Source organism: Amycolatopsis sp. DG1A-15b (assembly GCF_030285645.1).
In the GTDB taxonomy this organism is placed as follows: domain Bacteria; phylum Actinomycetota; class Actinomycetes; order Mycobacteriales; family Pseudonocardiaceae; genus Amycolatopsis.
Genome location: NZ_CP127296.1, coordinates 8,449,344 through 8,466,199, shown reverse-complemented (window position 1 = coordinate 8,466,199; position 16,856 = coordinate 8,449,344). Strand labels below are relative to the sequence as shown.

The following is a 16,856-nucleotide window of genomic DNA, read 5'->3' as shown; positions in this document are numbered from 1 at the left end:
ACGAGGCCTGCCATGGCCGATAGCGGCTCTGAACGGCTCCTGGCGCTTCTCGGCGACTCGGGCGGCGGCCTTGAGGTGGTCCGGCGCATCTGTGGGCTGTGTGTCACCGAACTGGCTGTGTCCGGAGCCGGTGTGAGCGTGATGGGCGGCCCCCTGACCGAGGGTTCCCAGGTCTTGCTGCACGCCACCGACGACGCCGGGGTGAAGCTGGAGGACCTGCAGCTCACCGTGGGTGAAGGCCCCAGCGTGGACGCCTACAATTCCGGGGGGCCCGTGATCGTGCCGGATCTCGAGCTCGAACATCGCCGATGGCCGGTGTTCGTTCCCGGCGCTGCCGGGTTCGGCGTGGCGGCGGTCTGCTCATTCCCGTTGCAGGTCGGTGCGGCCCGCTTCGGTGTACTGAACCTGCACCGCACCACTTCGGGGCCGATGACCGGGCAGCAGCTTTCCGGCGCGTTCACGCTGGCCGAGGCCGCCACGGTGGCTCTGCTGGACGATGTCGAGGCGCCGGGCAGCACGAGGCTGCGAGGGCAGGGCGACGTGCACAACGCGGTCCATCAGGCCACCGGCATCCTCACGATCCAACTGGGCGTGAGCGTGCAAGACGCCCTGTTGCGGATCCGTGCCCACGCCTACACCCACCAGCTGACCCTCAACGAGGTGGGCAGGCAGATCGTCGGCCACGAGCTGCACCTACAGACGGAAGAGTGACAGACATGCCAGGAATCCCGCATGACGCCGCGTCCGCACCGGTCGGTACCGCCACGGCCGCACACCGTGAACGGCTGCTCGCCCGCACCTTCGTGGAACTCGCGGACACCCTCGTCGATGACTTCGACGTCGCCGACTTCCTGCGCACCCTCGTCGAGCAGTGCCTGCACCTGATGGAAGTCTCCGCCGCCGGTGTCGTCCTGACCGACCCCGACGGCCGGCTGCGCATGGCCGCAGCCTCCTCCGAACGGGCCGGGCTACTGGAAACCCTCGCGGTGCAGGCCGACGACGGGCCGTGTATCGAATGCGTCCGCAGCGGACGTCCCGTGCTCAGCACCGACCTCCTCCGCGACGCCGACCGGTGGCCGCGCTTCACAGCAGCAGCAGATGCCGCCGGATTCCGTGCTGCACAAGCGATCCCGATGCGACTGCGCCGCCAGGTCATCGGCGCGCTGACCTTGTTCAACACCCAACCCGTGCCGGAAGACCCGGACCGCACCGCCCTGGCCCAGGCGCTGGCCGACATCGCGACCATCGGGCTGCTGCAGCACCGCGCCATCGACCGCGGCGACATCCTCACCGAGCAGCTCCAGACCGCTCTCAACAGCCGCGTGATCATCGAGCAGGCCAAGGGCTCGCTTTCCGCGCAAAGCGGAGACCCGGACATGGAACACGCCTTCAGCGCACTGCGCGGCTACGCCCGCGCGCACAACCAGCGGCTCGCCGACCTGTCCCGCGACGTCGCCGACGGTACTGCCGACGTCCAGGCGATCATCGCGTACGCCGCCCGGTCACGCCCCTGACGGCTCCCGCGCGCGGGACTACCGTTACCCGCCATGGCACGAACCCGGCTCTACCGCGACGGCGACCTGGAAGCCGAAGACTTCCCGGTCGCCGACATCTCCGATCACCTCGCCGATCCCACCGCGGTGGTGTGGCTGGACATGGCGGCTCCCACCGAAGACGACTTCGCGACCATCGGCGAGGAACTCGGCCTGCACCGGCTGGCGGTGGAGGATGCCCTGCACGCCCAGCAGCGGCCCAAGGTCGACCGCTACGACACCCACGGGTTCCTCAACGCCTACGCCGTTCACCTCGACACCCCTTCGGGTGAACTTCAGACCATCGAAGTGTCGGCGTTCATCACCGAGCAGACACTCGTGACCGTCCGCAAGAGCGACGACTTCGACATCGATGCCGTTGTGCAGCGCTGGGACGACGCCGAAGACCTCGCCGGCAGCGGCGTCGGATACCTGGTGCACGGCCTGCTGGACTACGTGGTGGACAGCCACTTCGACGCCGTCCAGCAACGACGTTCGCTGCGGCTGCGCAAGAGCCTGGTGACCCTGCGACGGGTCGACTACCAAGACGTCTACGACCACGTCCTGCGCGCCTCGGAATGGACCGAGTCCCTGCGCGACCTCGTCGCCACCATCCGCGACACCCAGCTCAACATCCAGGGAAACCGGCTCAACACCATCATGAAACAAGTGACAAGCTGGGCCGCGATCATCGCCGTCCCCACCGCCATCACCGGCTTCTACGGCCAGAACATCCCTTACCCCGGACTCCAGCAACCCTGGGGATTCTGGACCTCGACCATCGCCATCCTCGCCCTCTCCGGCGGCCTCTACACCGTCTTCAAACGCCGCGGCTGGCTCTGAGAATGGGTTCAAGGACGGCGAACCTTCACTGCCGTGATCATGACCTTGACTTGCGGCGGGCGATCCAGGTGAGGGTCGAGCAGGTGCTTCTTCGCCGGCTCTCGTCGTCGCGCGCCCTCGCAAGCAGGTCGGTCTCCCGTCCTCGTGGGTTCGTCAGGCATCGCCTGTGGTTGACCGCCGCGAACCCGCTCGACGCGGACCGGCCGCCCGCAGGCCGTGGCACGCGAGGCGCTCGTCGAGTCCGGCTCGTGCGTCAATTCGGGGTCGTGATCAGGAATGTGTAGTGCCCGTCGATGTCTTTGCGGACGTCGAGGACCTTGTCGGCAAGGTGGACCCGGGTCTCGCGGCCGAGGAACACCTGAGTGTTCGCGGTGGTGATGACGCGGTCGCCGGCCATCGGGCGCGCGGCGACCTCGACCTTCAGCTCGGCGGCCTCCTCGGGAGGACCGTCGATGGTCAGGCGCAGGCCGCCTTCGGCGTGGACGTTCTGGGCCGCGGTGAGCTGGTTGATCGCTTCGGTGGCCGATTCGGTCATGGTGAACATCGACGGTCTCGCCTTCTGCCTACGGTGATCGCGGAAATGGTGGGGTTCACCCGGCAGGCTTCCCGTTGTCGCTCCGTGGGGCGGTCATCCTGGCGAGGCGTTGCGGGGTGGGCCAGCGGACCTTGGTGGCCCAGCCGAGTTTCTCGAAGATCCGGATGACGTGGGCGGAGATGTCGACCTGCCCGGGGAGCACCCCGTGGCGGGCGCAGGTGGGGTCGGCGTGGTGGGAGTTGTGCCACGATTCGCCCATCGACAGGATCGCCAACGGCCAGAAGTTGGCGGAGCGGTCGCGGTTGGTGAACGGGCGGCTGCCGATTATGTGACAGATCGAGTTGACCGACCAGGTGACGTGGTGCTGCAGGGACACCCGCGCCAGCCCGGCCCAGAGGAACGCGGTCAGCGCGGCCCACGATCCGCGCTGAGCGTCCGCGACCGGTAGACCGACTCGCGTCAGGTGGCGATCATCTGCTCTGCTCTGTCTGGTGCTGACGGCAACCCGGCCAAACGTGCGAAGCTGGCTGCGAGCGGTCGCCAGGACGCGCCCGGTGACGCTGGGCGGGCTGCTCGTGCTCGCTCAGTCCTTCGTCTCGGTCTTTCGCTAGCGGAGGTGGACCTGTGAAGGTGCTGATCACGAGCTCGCGGATGCCATTCGCGCTGGGCATGGTGCGCAAGCTCGCGGCCGAGGGCCGCGAGATCTACGCCGCTGATGATCACGTACTGTCGCCGGGTAACCACTCGAAGTACCTCGCGGGTCATTTCGTCTATCCCTCGCCGCGCAGCGACACCGCGGGCTTCCTCGCCGAGCTGGAGCGGATCGTCCGGGAGCACGAGATCGACGTGATCGTGCCGGCCTACGAGGAGGCCTTCTACATCTCGACCCAGATCGAGCGGTTCAGCCAGGCCACCAAAGTGTTCGCATCACCCTTCAGGACGCTCGCCCGGCTGCATGACAAGGGAGCCTTCGCTCGGTTGGTCACCCAACTCGGGCTTCCGATCCCCGAGACGGTCGTGGTGACCTCCGACGAGGAGCTGCGCGAGACTACCGGTCGCTTCGACCGGTACTTCGCCCGCGGCGTCTTCTCACGCGGCGGGGTCTGCTGCCTGACCAACACCGGCCCGCTGGCCGATGCACTCGAGATCGACGACGTTCACCCCACGCCAGCATCCCCGTGGCTGGTGCAGCCTTTCCTGGACGGTGAGACGGTCTGCACCTACAGCACCGCCCACCAGGGCCGGGTGAGCTCCCATCTGATGTACCGGATCCCCCGGCAGCGCAGGCACAGCACCGGCATCCAGTTCGAGGCGATCGACGCCGCCGAGTCGTTGAAGCTGATCGAACCGATCGTGGCCGAGCTCGGCTACACCGGCCAGATCTCTTTCGACTTCCTGATCACCGATGACGGCCTCACCTTCGTGGAGTGCAATCCCCGCGCCACCGACGGCCTGCTGCTGATGCCCCGAGAGGAGCTGGCGGCGGGGCTGCTCGCCCCGCGGCCGGAGACCTTCGTGCTCGAGCCCGGCGGCCAAGTACAGCTCTCGCTCGCCGTGCTGGCCGACGGCTTCGCCGACCAGCTGGAACGCCTGCCCCAGTCCATCGACGACCTCGCACAGGTCCGCGACGCGGGCAGCGGCTGGAACGACCCGCTGCCGACGCTGTACTCGGCGCTGGCTATGTGTCACTCCGTCGGACAGAGCTTCCGCGAGCACATAGGCCACATCGTCGCCGTCGTCGGCGACATGAACTGGGACGGCGAGCACATCGACGGAATGTCAAACGCCGACGCGACCCTGCTCACCGGTCTGCGCCTCCAGCCAGGCCAATCCTAGGACACGTCAGCGAATCTGCCGGTGGATCCAGCCTTAGGCGGAAAGACTCGATTCAGATAATACGAGACCAAGGCACTCGCACGTCCTGGTGCCGCGTCGGCGTGCTGCTCCGCGTCGGCGATCATTGCTTCTACTGTCATGCCGAGGTTCCGCAGGTGCTGGGAACCGGCGTTTTCGCTCCATCGTGTGATGCAGGCCGTCGTCACTTCGGGATGAAACTGCACGCCGAGACTGCGGCCGATCCGGAATGCCTGTGTACCAGCCTGGTTGGTGGCCAGAACCGTCGCGCCATCCGGCGCGGTGAGGCGGTCGAAGTGCCACTGGAACCACGGTCCGGCGGCCAGTTCGTCGGAGTCGATGGTGCACCAGCCGATTTCCGGCGCCGGCGCCCTGTGCACGGAGCCACTCAACGCCCTGGCCATGATTTGAGCGCCGAAACAGATTCCGAACACTGCGCCACCGTCGGCAACAGTGTCGGCCAGCCAACGTAGTTCAGGTCGTAACCAGTTACCGATGTGCTGGTCGTCGTTGGCGTTCCAGGGCGCGCCCATCGGCACGAGTAGATCATAATCTGCCCTGTCCGGAAACGACCTTGTCACATTAGGCTGGTTGTGGCGTTCCTGGGGCACGACAACCAGTTCGTCGACCTGCCATCCACGCTCGCGGAGCGCTGCGCCGATGAGCCCGGTTTCCGATGCCGCGTCGTGCAGCACAAACAGTGCGCGCATACGCCTCCCTAGGACGTGGTCACACGGAGGGGCGTCGTTTGACGCCGTTGATGAAGTTGCCGCGCATCCTCGGTACGTCACCCGGCCAGCCGATACTCGCCAGCCGGGGCAGCACTGCAGCGAACATCAGGCGGATCTCCATCGGGGCCGGACTGTTGCGAAGCAGAAACGTGGCCCCGGAATCCCTCTTGCCGGATGCCAGTCACGCTACCACTTGTCCGCCGCTTTGACGTGTGCTGACCGTGTCACTCGACGTCGACGGTTGCTGTACGCCGGAAGTGGCAGGCTGGAGCCGGTCCAGTACAGCAGTTCCACGGCGGCCACCGTGATCAGTTCCGGCCGGTCGCGCAGCAGCACCAAGTGGCACCCGACGTCGCGAGGCGGCCGATCATTCTCGGCTGGCTTACAGCGAGATCCTGGGTGATGAGACCGAGGAACCCGCGGTCGCGTTCTTCACCGCCGCCGGGGTCACCCGCCGCTCGGGTACTGACCGACAACGAGCCTTGCTACAAGTCTTGCCTCTGGTGCGACGCGCTACGCGAGGCGGGCATCGTCCACAGACGCACGCGCCCCCACCGGCCGCCGTGCTTCTGGAAACAGCGCAGCGGTTCACCACAGGACCACAGGTGCGCGCACATCGATCTGGTCACCGTGGCCGAGTTCGATCTCGCGAGTCAGAAGTACCGGAAACTCTCGTCGCCGCGCATCGGATTCGACGTCGGATCGCGCTTCGGCCGCCGTGAGACGCTGACGTGCTGGGCTCCCGCTGGAGGCAACCATCGAAGCCCGTAAGCGAGGAAATCAGTTCGGACGGCGACACGCGGTGACGCGGGATCGACGGCCTCGCCGCCGCACTGCGAACCATGGCCGCGCTGACCTGGTCGGCCGGCTTGCTCAGCCAGCATCCGCAGACTCCCCACGTGCTCAGTTCAGCGAAGCCACCCTGCGCGGGAACCAGGTCAGAGCATCGCCACCGCCGCGGTATCGGCACGACGCGGGAGCCGGACATGGCTCAAGCGTCGGTCTCTTCGTAGCGAACTCCGTCCGCTGACGTACGGCACGCGGGTCATTCATCCCCACCCAAGCCAATCGCTGCACCGGGTTTGAGGTCGCGCGGCTGGACTTGCGCCACAGACGCGAGGATGGCCGAGCCTAGTTCTATTGATCTTTCGAACGGACGTGGAAGTGGATTCGTCGGCGGGCGTGTTCAAGCGGTGCGGGTGCCGGAGCAGGCAGACCGGCCGACCATTGGGCGCGTCGTGTCCCGATGCAGCCCGGGAAGGGCACGGGAGCTGGTACTACCGCCTGGAGGTGACACCGTGGCCGGACGGCCGGCGACGGCAGCTGCGGCGCGGCGGATTCGCCACCGCGGAGGCCGCACGCAGCGAGCGAGAGCAGTTCGGCGCGACCGGCGGACGGGAGCTGGCGGACGCGACGGTGACCGTGGGCCAGTGGCTGCGCCTGTGGCTGGCAACGCTCGTCCATCTGAGGGGCTCCACGTTGTGCTCGTACCGCACCAGCGTCGAGAACTATCTGATCCCCTGTCTGGGCGGTGACCTGGTGCGGGAGCTGACCGCGGACCGGATCCAGGCGATGGTGGCCGACCTCATCCGCGACGGCGGCGCGTCCGGCCATCCACTACGGCCGGGCACACTGCGGCACGTCCACTCGACGTTGCGGGCAGCCCTCAACGCCGCCGTGCGGCGCGGCCTCCTCCCCACCAACCCGGCCTGGCACGTCCACGTGCCCACCGGCAGACGCCCGCACGCAGTCGTGTGGACCGCGCCCCGGATTGCGCAATGGCAGACCACCGGGCAACGACCACCGGTTGCGGTCTGGACCGTCGAGCAGACCCGCGCATTCCTCGAGCACATCCACGACCACCCGCTCTATCCCCTGTTTCATCTCATCGCACTGTTCGGGCTCCGCCGCGGCGAAGCGGCGGGATTGCGGTGGTGCGATATCGACCTCGATCAAGGCCTGCTGACCGTCTCCCAACAGATCCGCCAATACGGTTCACGCATCGAGATCGGCAAACCGAAAAGCGAAGCCAGCAACCGAGTCATCGGTCTCGACAGCGTAACCATCGCCCTGCTCCGTCAGTACCGGGAAAACACCGCCGGAGATGTTGGCCCCGGATCAGAGGAGTTCATGTTCACGACCCGGTCCGGCGACCTGCTCACCCCGCAACATCTGACCCACCTATTCCGCGCCTTGAACGACGAATCCGACCTGCCACCGATCCGGTTACACGACCTACGGCACGGCGCCGGCAGCCTTTCCCTGGCCGCCGGAAACGACCTCAAAACCGTCCAAGCCATGCTCGGACACTCCAGCATCGTCCTGACCGCCGACACCTACGTCAGCGTCCTACCCGACCTGGCCTGCCGAGCCGCCGAAGCCACCATCCACCACGTCCTCAGCGCCGCAAAAGCCACCAGCGCACGACTACGCAGCACCCCCGCAGCCGCGGCTTAACCCGCTGGTCACAGCCCACCACCCGGCTGGCCGCCCACAACGACTCCGCCCCCGGGCAGTCCGCAGCAACCCGCGAAAGGACGGTCACCGACCCGGCGAAGGACAGGTCAACACGAAGACCTGCCCTGGCTGCGACCTGCCCGAAACCCGATCCCCACCCCGCTGCGACACGCCCTCGGCGCCGCCACGGCGGCCCCGAGCCCATCACGGGCTTACCGGGAGCCCACCCATGATCACAACCAAGGCTTGCAAGATCGACAAACAAGAACATCCCCGCTGGTCAGCGGGGATGTCGATCGAGTGGGCCGCCTGGGGCTCGAACCCAGAACCTACGGATTAAAAGTCCGCAGCTCTACCAATTGAGCTAACGGCCCGCTCCCCCAGTTTAGCCAGGCCCCGGTCAGGCCCTCGCACGCCGGGTCCGGCTGAGGCTTCGGGGGAGGTCAAGACTGGTTCTTCGCCGGTCGGCTGGTCACGATGCCTTCATGGCCGGTTCGCTGCTGATCCTCACCGGGCCGCCCGGTGCCGGGAAGTCGACCGTTGCGCGGGGGGGTGGCCGCCGACGGCGTTCGGCCTACCGTGCACCTGCACACCGACAGCTTCTACGTCGTACTCCGGCCCAGCCTCGAAGTCACCCTCGCCCGGGGGACCGCCCGCGACGCGCCGCAACTCACCGACGTCGAGCCGCTTAAGGGAATGTACGCCGCGTTCGCCGGGCTCGGTGAGCTGGAACGGCACGTCATCGACACGACCGAGCAGGACGCCGACGAGACCGCAGACGCAGTGCTGCGGGCGCGCTCGGCCGTGTTCGCGCTCTGATCCTCTTTGGACGAACTTGGACGAAACGCGCGGGGCCCGGTCCGGGCCCCGCGCGTCACGCTGTCAGCACTGGACGAGCAGGCCCGTGTAAGCCGTGCACTTTTTCGACGCCTTGTCGTTGGCCGCCTCCGGGTCGGCCGGCGCGCTCGCCGCTCGCTGAGCCGTCGTCGTGAACGCTCCCCATGCGAAGACGCCGCCTTCCGACGTGAACTTCGCCGTGGCCGACGCACCCGGGGCCAGGGTGCCGATCGCGCAGGTCAGCGTGGCGCCCGAGCGGGTGCAGCCCGTCATCGAGGCAACCGTGCGGCCGGAACCCGGGTTCGCCGTCACGCGGACGCCGGTCGCGGTGGCCGGGCCGGTGTTCGACACCTTGATCACGTAGTCGACCCGGGCGACCAAGCCGGGGCGCGGGGTGGCCGTCAGCGCGACCTTGACGTCGGCCTCGTCCGGCGGGGCGATCGTGACGGCCGGGCCGTCTTCGACGGCGAACGCGTAGTTGTCGCCGGCGAACTGGTGCTGGAGCGTGAACTGGCCGGGCGCGACGTCGTCCTTGACGCGCAGGGTGAACGTCACCGTCCGGCTCTCGCCCGCGCCCAGGTCGCCGACGCCGCCCCGGAAGCTGCTGAGGTACTGCGCGCACGGCGCGATTGCCCCGGCGCAGGAGACCAGGTCCACCACGTCGGCGATCGGCTTCTCCTTCACGTAGAGCGCCGCCTTCGCGCCGGTGACCGTGAAGTCCGCCGGGTTGGTCAGCTGCTCCGTGACCGTGAACGTGGTGCCCGCGCGCACGGTGGTCGCGCTGACGTCGATCGTGCTCGCGGGCGGGGCCGCGGACGCGACGGCGGGCGACGCGCCCAGGGCCGCGACCGCCAGCGCGGCCAGCACAGCGGCTCTTCGTCCGGTTCGCTGCATGTTGTGATCTCCTGGTTCCGAACCGAGGGGTGCCGCTCCGACCGGTGAAACTGGCGTGCGCAGCAGGGGTGACGAAGATCAGATCGGCGCACCCCGAAATTCGTTACCGGGTTCGCGAAACCGTGCTTGAACTGGGCTTTCACCCAGGTTGCCCGGTCACCGACCGCAGCAGCGCACCGAAATTGTCGGACCCCTGTGGCACGCTCCGCGCATGACCGAACACACCGTCCCGGTGACGCCGCCACCCCGCCTGACCGGCCCCAGAACCGACCCGGCGCCGGTCGCTGACGAGCGCCAAGCGCTCACCGAGAGCCTCGAGTACTACCGGCGCACCTTCGAGCTGAAATGCGCCGGCCTCGACCCGGCACGGCTGTCCGAACGCTCGGTACCGCCGTCCACCTTGACCCTGCACGGGCTGCTGCGGCACCTCACGGGCTGCGAACGCTGGTGGTTCCGGATCCAGTTCACGGGCGAGGACGTCCCGAACCTCTACTACTCCGACGACGACCCGGAACAGGACTTCACGGACCTGGGCGGCGATGTCGACGAGGCGTTCTCGTTGTGGCACGCCGAATGCGCGCGCTCCCGCGAGATCGTCGCGGCCAGCTCGCTGGAGCAGACCGGCACTCGCCTCAGCACCGGCGAACCGTTCACCCTGCGCTGGCTGATGCTGCGGATGATCGGCGAGTACGCGCGCCACATCGGCCAGGCCGACCTGATCCGCGAGCGGATCGACGGCGCGACCGGCGAATGACGGTTCAGGCAGCTGCCGTCCGGCGGCGGAAGCGGGAAAGGAGGTTGATCACCAGCGGAACGACGATCCAGCACGCGTAGGCCCAGTGCGTGAAGAAGGCGACCGGGATCGAGAGGGCGAACGCGGCGATCATCGCGCCGATCCCGCGGTAGACCGTGCCGAAGAGCTCCGGCGGGGTGTCCGCGCGGTAGAGGTGGTTCCGCTTGATCTGCCGGGCCATGAGGAGGAACAGCGTCAGCGCGATGACCTGCACGACGGCGTAGAAGACGAAGCGGAACTCGAACCCTCCGTCTTCGGAGATCACCTTCGTGGCGAAGGGCATGACCACCTGCATCAGGAGCCAGCCGAAGGTGAGGCGGGCCAGCCCGCCGCCGAGCGTGGTGACGTAGTTGAACAGGCGGTGGTGGGCGCGCCAGTGGCCCCCGATGACGATGAAGCTGATCAGGAAGGAGACGTATTCGGACTGGTGATGACCGAGTGACCGCAGCAGTTCGGCGCTGGTGGCGCCCTCCGGCAGCGGCAGCTCGAGCGCGAGCAGCGTGATCGCGATGGCGACGACGGCGTCCGAGAAGAAGGTCAGCCGCTCGGCGGCGATGGCCCGGGATTCGGAGCCGGCGGTGTCCTCGATGGACGGGGCGCTGGTCATGGCGGATGAGCGTGCCAGACCCGGTCGTGCGGCCGTCGCCGAGGGCGGCCGCGTGCGATGCTGACGCCATGACCGTCGACCCCGATTCCGGACTCCTCTCCCCGGTGCGGGCCGGTACGCCGGCCGAAGCGTCGACCGGGGACGAGGCCTGGTTGCGCGCGATGCTCGACGCCGAGGCGGCGCTCGCGAGGGCGCAGGCGCGGGTCGGGACGGTGCCGCCGGAGGCCGCCGGCGCGATCACGGAGGCCGCGGGCAGGGTGCGGATCGACGTCGCCGAGCTGGCGCGTGGGTCGCGGGCGACCGCGAACCCGGTCGTCGGCCTGGTGAAGGCGCTGACGTCGGCCGTCGGCGAGCTCGCGCCCGGGGCCGCGGAATACGTGCACCGCGGCTCGACCAGCCAGGACATCTTCGACACCGCGATGATGCTGGTCGCCGACCGGACGCTGCGGCCGCTCGCCGCCGACCTCGACGCCACGGCCGAGGCGCTGGCCGCGCTGGCCCGCGCGCACCGGGACACGACCATGGCCGGGCGGACGCTGACGGCCCACGCGGTGCCGACGACGTTCGGGCTCAAGGCCGCGGGCTGGCGGCAGCTGGTGCTGGACGCGGCCGTCCGCATCCGCCGCGTGCTCGACGGCGGGCTCCCGGTCTCGCTGGGCGGTGCGGCCGGGACGCTGGCGGCGTACGCCGAGTACGCGCGCCTGGCGAGCGAGCCGAGCGGGGGCGGGGGCGGGGGCGGGGGCGGGGGCGGGGGCGATGCCACCACAGCCGCGGCGCCCCTCGGCGGCGCGGGGCCGGCTCGCGATGCGGAGGCCGGCGACTATGCCGAGCGGCTGACCGCGGCGTTCGCCGAGGAGACCGGGCTGGCCGCTCCAGTGCTCCCGTGGCATTCGCTGCGGACGCCGGTTGCCGACCTCGCCGGGGCGCTCGCGTTCGCCGCCGGGGCGCTGGGGAAGCTGGCCGTCGACGTCGAGACGCTCAGCCAGACCGAGCTGGGCGAGGTCGCCGAACCGGCCGCCGAGGGGCGGGGCGGCTCCTCGGCGATGCCGCACAAGCGGAACCCGGTGCTCGCGACGCTGATCCGGTCGGCCGCGCTGCAGGTGCCGGTGCTGGCCGCCGGGGTCACGCAGTCGATGCTCGCCGAAGACGAACGGTCGGCTGGGGTCTGGCACGCCGAGTGGCAGCTGGTGCGCGAGTGCCTGCGGCTGACCGGCGGTGCCGCGCACACCGCCGCCGAGCTGGCGCGCGGGCTCACCGCGGCGCCCGGGCGGATGCGGACGAACCTGGCGTCGACGCACGGGCTGATCGTCTCCGAACGGCTCTCCGCCGTGCTCGCGCCGCTGCTCGGCAAGGCGAAGGCCAAGGAGCTGCTCGGCGAGGCGTCCCGGCGGGCGGTGCGCGAAGACCGGCCGCTCCGGGACGTGCTGGACGAGCTGCCCGCCGTCACCGGCGTGCTGACGGCAGCTGCGCTGGACGAGCTGCTCGACCCCGCCGGCTACACCGGCGCGGCGGGCGCCCTGGTCGACCGTGCCCTCGGCGACCGCGCCCTCGGCGGGCCGGAGCCGGGCGGTTCGGACTAGCGCGAAAATTCTTTGAACCGCCCTCGGCGGGTGTCCGTGTAGTGGGTATCAAGCAGCCGCACCGAGCGGCGGGAAAACCCCAACGGACACAAGGAGAACTTCCATGCTTCGCACGCGCATCGCCGTCTCCGTCGCCGCGGCGGCAGCCGGGCTGGCAGTGCTCACCGCTTGCTCGGGTGCCGAGACTGCTCAGCCGGTTGTCGCCCCCGCGGCGGCCGGTGGCACCGGGGGCGGCCAGGCCGCCAACGGCCAGGGCCAGGTAGGCAACGCTGCTCCGGCCTCGAACGAAAGCAAACTGGTCGTCGCGGACGTCGCCGACGTCGGACAGGTGCTCACCGACCAGAACGGCATGACCCTCTACCGGTTCGACAAGGACACCGCGAAGCCGCCGAAGTCCAACTGCGACGGTGACTGCGCCAAGGCCTGGCCGCCCATGCTGGCGACCGGGGACGTCCAAGTCCAAGGTGTCGACAAGAACATGGTCGGGAAGGTGACGCGCTCCGACGGGACCGAGCAGATCACCGTCGGCGGCTGGGCGCTCTACCGCTACGCCAAGGACACCAAGCCCGGCGATGCGACCGGCCAGGGCGTCAGTGGCGCCTGGTACGCGGCGAACGCCAAGGGCGGGAAGGCCGGCCAGGCCGCGGCGACCGGCTCCGAGGCCGGTGGCGTCAAGCTCAGCGCCAGCAAGATCGACGGCCTCGGCGACGCGATCGTCGACCAGAACGGGATGACGCTCTACCTGTTCCAGAAGGACACCAAGAAGAAGGCCTCCGCCTGCAACGGTGACTGCGCCAAGACCTGGCCGCCGGTGCTCTCCAACGGCAAGGTCGAGCTGCAGGGCATCGACTCGAAGCTGCTCGGCAGCATCAAGCGCCAGGACGGCTCGGAGCAGGTGACCGTCGGCGGCTGGCCCGTCTACACCTTCTCGAAGGACACCAAGCCGGGCGACGCGAACGGCCAGGGCGTCAACGGCACCTGGTTCGTCATCGAGCCCGCCGGCTGCAAGCTGGGCAGCAACCCGAACACCGCCACCAGCCAGCAGCAGGCGCCGGCCGGCAGCGGTGCGGGTACCAGTGACTCCTCCGGTTCCGGTGGCACCACCTACTGAACCACCCCGAACCTCCTAGTGGGCGAGGCCCGGCGGACGCTCTTCGTGAGTGACCTCCGGGCCTCGCCCCTTGTGGTCACGACGCAGGAACGACCGGCGACGCGGTTCTTCGGTGACCCGGTCGACGTGGTCGGTGCGGTCGACCGCGTCGACGCGGTCGGTCCGGTCCGTGCGGCCGGTCCGGTCGATCACCTCGGTGCGCTGCTCGGCGACCGCCGGCTCGTCGACCGTCTCGTCTTCGGGCAGCAGGATGGTGCGGCGGGCCGGCAGGACCGCGATCAGCAGGCCGAGCGCGGCGACACCGAGGTGCAGCCACGTGTCGGCGCGCCCGAGGTCCATCGGGTTGCCGGCGGTGGCGAAGGGGTTGGTCGAAATGAGGCCGTCGATCATCAGGCCCCACACGAACAGCAGGCCGTAACCGATGAACAGCAGCCAGCCGAACGTCCGCGCGCGGCCCGAGCCGAAGGCGAACAGCAGGCCGACAACGCCGGTCACGACGCGGACCAAGCTCATCAGCGGGTTGGCGGAGAACCGCCAGAACCCGGTGTCGTGGTGCCCGGCGAAGTTGCCGAAGCCGGTCCTTGAGAATCCGATGATGCCGACGACGAGGAACGCGATCCCGGCCAGTCCGGCCAGCACCTGCGCCGGCTGCAGGCCTCGGACCCGGATGCGTGCGCCTTTCGCGTGAACCATGACTCCAGTCCTTCCCAGCGGGTGGTGACGACCGTCACCGCCCTCAGGTACCCCGCGAACACGGTGAGCGAAACGATGGTGCTTGCCCGCAGGGCCCCGGTGTGTTCGCGGATCGGGCCCGGTTCGAGAGCTATCCCACAAACCGGCCCGTTCCGGCGAACAGCGCACGGCCTTTCCGGCAATCCGGAGCATGCGCAAGCTGAGCGGCATCTTCCTGGTGGGGCTGTGCCTGGGGGCGATCGGCGCGGTGGTGGTGACGGCGCGGCACAGCTCCGCCGCGGCGCCGCAGCCCCTCGCGGTCACCGAACTCGTCACAACGGCGTCCGCGACGCCGACGCCAGAGCCGGAGCCGACATCGACGCCGACACCCAAGACCGAGCCGTCCGCCACACCGACGCCCGCGTCGAAGGTGGATCCGGCCAAGGTGACCGCCGCCGCGCTCGACAAGCTCATGGGCGACGGCGAAGTCAGCGCCGTCGTGTTCGACCGGGAGCGCGGCGCGGCGATCACCTCCGTGCGCGCGGACCGCGGGTACACCTCCGCGTCGCTCGTGAAGCTGCTGATCGCGCTTTCCGCGCTCGAACAGGGCGGTCCCATCGTGGAGGTCCAGCGGATGCTGTCCCGCAGCGACGACGACCTCGCGAGCCGGTTCTGGACGGCCTACGGCGGGCCGTCGATCGTCACGCGCTGGGTCACGAAGCTGGGCCTCACCGGCACCCGGCCGCCGGAAGACGCCGGTCGCTGGGGCGACACGCGCATCACCGCGGCGGACATCGTGCGGATCTACCAGTACCTGCTCGACCACAAGTCGACCGCGATCATGACCGCGCTGCGCGGCGCGACCGAGCGAGGGTCCGACGGGTTCCGGCAGTACTTCGGCATCCCGGACGCCGCAGCTGGGCAGGAGTGGGCGGTGAAGCAGGGCTGGTCGTGCTGCCGGCCGACGCGGATGCTGCACACCTCGGGCGTGGTCGGCCATTACATCGTCGTCGTGCTGACCGAGCACCCCGCCAAGGTCGACTACGCGACCGGGTCGAAGCGGGTCACGGAGATCGTCTCGACGCTGCTCGGCGGCTGAGCCGGCTACTGGTCGGTGTCCGCCAAGCCGCCCGCCGCGCCCGACCGGGGCAGCGGCCACGGCTGCACCCCGCCGGTGGCCTGGACCTGCCGGCCCGCCGTGGCGGGCGGGGTCGTGTGGGCGCCGATCCAGGTGAGGATCTCGGGGATCTGGGATTTGAAGGTGTTCATGTTGTGGCCCGCGTCCGGGACCTGCCACGCCTGGAACCGGACCGGCGGCCGGACGCCGGCGCGGACCAGCTCGGCGGCCGCGCTCTCGAACTTCTCCTTCTCGCCCCAGATGGCGAGGATGTCCACCGGGGAGGGGTGGAGGCGGACCGTGATGCCGACGTTGTTGGCGTCGTCGACGTCCTGGCGGCCCTTGTAGAGGTTCTCCGTCTCGGCGTCCATCTGGGCGCGGTCGTAGCCGCTGACGCTGACCGCCTGGCCGTACCACTGCGGGTGGCGGGTCACGAGGTTCATCGCGCAGTAGCCGCCGGACGACCAGCCGGCGAAGGTCCAGGCCTTCCGGTCCGCCGCCACGCTCAGCTTCTGCAGCGCCCACTCCCGCAGGTCCGCCGTCAGGTACGTGTCGTTCGCGGTGCCGTCGACCTCGTCGACGCACTCGGTGTCGTGGCCGATCTTCGGGACGCCCGTGGGGTCCGGCATGAGCACCACGACCGGGGGCAGCACGCGCTTGGCGATCGCCGCGTCGAGCTGTTCCGGCAGCTTGTACCCGTCGGTGACGACTTCGGGCCCGGACGGGTAGTTCGGGATCCACTCGATCACCGGGAACCGCAGGCTCTTGTAGGCCGGGTCGAAGTACTGCGGCGGCAGGTAGAACGTCACGTCGCGCACGAGCTTGGTGCGCCGGCCCGTCACCTTCTTGTGGACGACGGTTCCCTTGCCCTCCTTGGCGTGCGCCGCGCCCACGTCGCGGACGACCTCGAGGCTCTCGTCGTTCCCGGCCGTCTCGACGTCGATGCTGTTGGCCGCGTAGACGCCGGTGCCGAGCAGCGAGCCGAGCGTCGGGAAGAACCCGCCGATCATGTTGCCGGCCAGCCCGGTGGTGACGACGATGGAGACGACCGCGCAGAGGATGGTGGCGGTGCGCCACAGCAGCTTCCGTTTCCACCGCTCCCAGAACAGCGGGATGGCGATGATCGCCAGCAGCGTCACGGCGACCACGATGCTCATCGTGATCGGCGAGTCGAGCCGGATGCTGCTGAGGTGCATGGCAACGGTCCTTCCGGGCGGGCAGAAATGCGCGCCCGGATCGCGGGACTCGCGTATATATCACGTTTGAGCCCCCTCGCACGTTGCGACCTTGTGA

At 69.2% G+C, this 16,856-nt stretch carries 17 protein-coding genes, 1 tRNA gene and 2 pseudogenes; 11 read left to right on the top strand and 9 right to left on the bottom strand.

The window, feature by feature from the left end; genetic code table 11:
• Window positions 1-12 precede the first annotated feature (12 nt).
• The 3 genes from QRY02_RS39285 to QRY02_RS39275 are packed head-to-tail and all read left to right on the top strand — an operon-like array spanning window position 13 to window position 2,375.
• A complete protein-coding gene (locus tag QRY02_RS39285; protein ID WP_285987798.1) occupies window positions 13-711 on the top strand; it encodes a GAF and ANTAR domain-containing protein in 699 nt (232 codons plus the stop codon).
• Window positions 712-716: 5 nt separating this feature from the next.
• The gene (locus tag QRY02_RS39280) at window positions 717-1,514 is read left to right on the top strand and encodes a GAF and ANTAR domain-containing protein (RefSeq protein ID WP_285987797.1); all 798 of its coding nucleotides are present in this window, start codon (window positions 717-719) and stop codon (window positions 1,512-1,514) included.
• 33 nt (window positions 1,515-1,547) lie between these two features.
• Complete coding sequence (locus QRY02_RS39275) at window positions 1,548-2,375, top strand: magnesium transporter CorA family protein (RefSeq protein ID WP_285987796.1); 828 nt, start codon at window positions 1,548-1,550, stop codon at window positions 2,373-2,375.
• A 253-nt stretch (window positions 2,376-2,628) separates the two neighbouring features.
• On the opposite strand, the gene QRY02_RS39270 is transcribed toward QRY02_RS39275, so the two are convergent.
• A complete protein-coding gene (locus tag QRY02_RS39270) occupies window positions 2,629-2,910 on the bottom strand; it encodes an iron-sulfur cluster biosynthesis protein (protein WP_285987795.1) in 282 nt (93 codons plus the stop codon).
• A 55-nt stretch (window positions 2,911-2,965) separates the two neighbouring features.
• Window positions 2,966-3,328: pseudogene (locus QRY02_RS39265) on the bottom strand (acyl-CoA desaturase); the annotation flags it as partial.
• 206 nt (window positions 3,329-3,534) lie between these two features.
• Between QRY02_RS39265 and QRY02_RS39260 the strand changes: the two are divergent.
• Entirely contained in the window at window positions 3,535-4,746 is a 1,212-nt protein-coding gene (locus QRY02_RS39260) for an ATP-grasp domain-containing protein (protein ID WP_285987794.1), read from the top strand.
• Here the strand turns inward: QRY02_RS39260 and QRY02_RS39255 are convergent.
• Complete coding sequence (locus QRY02_RS39255) at window positions 4,743-5,474, bottom strand: type 1 glutamine amidotransferase (RefSeq protein WP_285987793.1); 732 nt, start codon at window positions 5,472-5,474, stop codon at window positions 4,743-4,745. The two genes, QRY02_RS39260 and QRY02_RS39255, sit on opposite strands and share 4 nt — an antisense overlap.
• A gap of 19 nt (window positions 5,475-5,493) precedes the next feature.
• Complete coding sequence (locus tag QRY02_RS39250) at window positions 5,494-5,616, bottom strand: hypothetical protein (protein ID WP_285987792.1); 123 nt, start codon at window positions 5,614-5,616, stop codon at window positions 5,494-5,496.
• A 247-nt stretch (window positions 5,617-5,863) separates the two neighbouring features.
• On the opposite strand from QRY02_RS39250, the pseudogene QRY02_RS39245 reads away from it, so the two are divergent.
• A pseudogene (locus QRY02_RS39245) lies at window positions 5,864-6,056 on the top strand (IS481 family transposase); the annotation flags it as partial.
• Window positions 6,057-6,785: 729 nt separating this feature from the next.
• The gene (locus QRY02_RS39240; RefSeq protein WP_285987791.1) at window positions 6,786-7,952 is read left to right on the top strand and encodes a tyrosine-type recombinase/integrase; all 1,167 of its coding nucleotides are present in this window, start codon (window positions 6,786-6,788) and stop codon (window positions 7,950-7,952) included.
• Window positions 7,953-8,253: 301 nt separating this feature from the next.
• Here the strand turns inward: QRY02_RS39240 and QRY02_RS39235 are convergent.
• Window positions 8,254-8,326, bottom strand: a tRNA-Lys gene (locus tag QRY02_RS39235).
• Window positions 8,327-8,531: 205 nt separating this feature from the next.
• Here QRY02_RS39235 and QRY02_RS39230 point away from each other — a divergent pair.
• Window positions 8,532-8,771 carry a hypothetical protein gene (locus tag QRY02_RS39230; RefSeq protein WP_285987790.1) on the top strand — a complete coding sequence of 80 codons (240 nt, stop codon included), beginning with the start codon at window positions 8,532-8,534 and terminating at the stop codon, window positions 8,769-8,771.
• 63 nt (window positions 8,772-8,834) lie between these two features.
• Here QRY02_RS39230 and QRY02_RS39225 read toward each other — a convergent pair whose 3' ends face one another.
• On the bottom strand, window positions 8,835-9,683 hold the full coding sequence (locus QRY02_RS39225; protein ID WP_285987789.1) for a COG1361 family protein: 849 nt from the start codon (window positions 9,681-9,683) through the stop codon (window positions 8,835-8,837).
• A 211-nt stretch (window positions 9,684-9,894) separates the two neighbouring features.
• Here QRY02_RS39225 and QRY02_RS39220 point away from each other — a divergent pair, with 211 nt between their 5' ends.
• On the top strand, window positions 9,895-10,437 hold the full coding sequence (locus QRY02_RS39220; protein WP_285987788.1) for a DinB family protein: 543 nt from the start codon (window positions 9,895-9,897) through the stop codon (window positions 10,435-10,437).
• A gap of 4 nt (window positions 10,438-10,441) precedes the next feature.
• On the opposite strand, the gene QRY02_RS39215 is transcribed toward QRY02_RS39220, so the two are convergent.
• Window positions 10,442-11,083 (bottom strand): TMEM175 family protein, encoded by a 642-nt coding sequence (locus QRY02_RS39215; protein ID WP_285987787.1) that lies wholly within the window; start codon window positions 11,081-11,083, stop codon window positions 10,442-10,444.
• A 68-nt stretch (window positions 11,084-11,151) separates the two neighbouring features.
• Here QRY02_RS39215 and QRY02_RS39210 point away from each other — a divergent pair, with 68 nt between their 5' ends.
• Window positions 11,152-12,663: a lyase family protein gene (locus QRY02_RS39210; protein WP_285987786.1), complete on the top strand. Its 1,512-nt coding sequence runs from the start codon at window positions 11,152-11,154 to the stop codon at window positions 12,661-12,663.
• 103 nt (window positions 12,664-12,766) lie between these two features.
• Window positions 12,767-13,774 carry an SCO0930 family lipoprotein gene (locus tag QRY02_RS39205; RefSeq protein ID WP_285987785.1) on the top strand — a complete coding sequence of 336 codons (1,008 nt, stop codon included), beginning with the start codon at window positions 12,767-12,769 and terminating at the stop codon, window positions 13,772-13,774.
• A gap of 15 nt (window positions 13,775-13,789) precedes the next feature.
• Here the strand turns inward: QRY02_RS39205 and QRY02_RS39200 are convergent, their stop codons facing one another.
• Window positions 13,790-14,467, bottom strand: a complete 678-nt coding sequence (locus QRY02_RS39200; protein WP_285987784.1) for a DUF4383 domain-containing protein — start codon at window positions 14,465-14,467, stop codon at window positions 13,790-13,792.
• A gap of 190 nt (window positions 14,468-14,657) precedes the next feature.
• Here QRY02_RS39200 and QRY02_RS39195 point away from each other — a divergent pair, with 190 nt between their 5' ends.
• Window positions 14,658-15,545, top strand: a complete 888-nt coding sequence (locus QRY02_RS39195) for a hypothetical protein (RefSeq protein WP_285987783.1) — start codon at window positions 14,658-14,660, stop codon at window positions 15,543-15,545.
• A 5-nt stretch (window positions 15,546-15,550) separates the two neighbouring features.
• On the opposite strand, the gene QRY02_RS39190 is transcribed toward QRY02_RS39195, so the two are convergent.
• Entirely contained in the window at window positions 15,551-16,759 is a 1,209-nt protein-coding gene (locus tag QRY02_RS39190; protein ID WP_285987782.1) for an alpha/beta hydrolase, read from the bottom strand.
• Window positions 16,760-16,856: the final 97 nt, after the last annotated feature.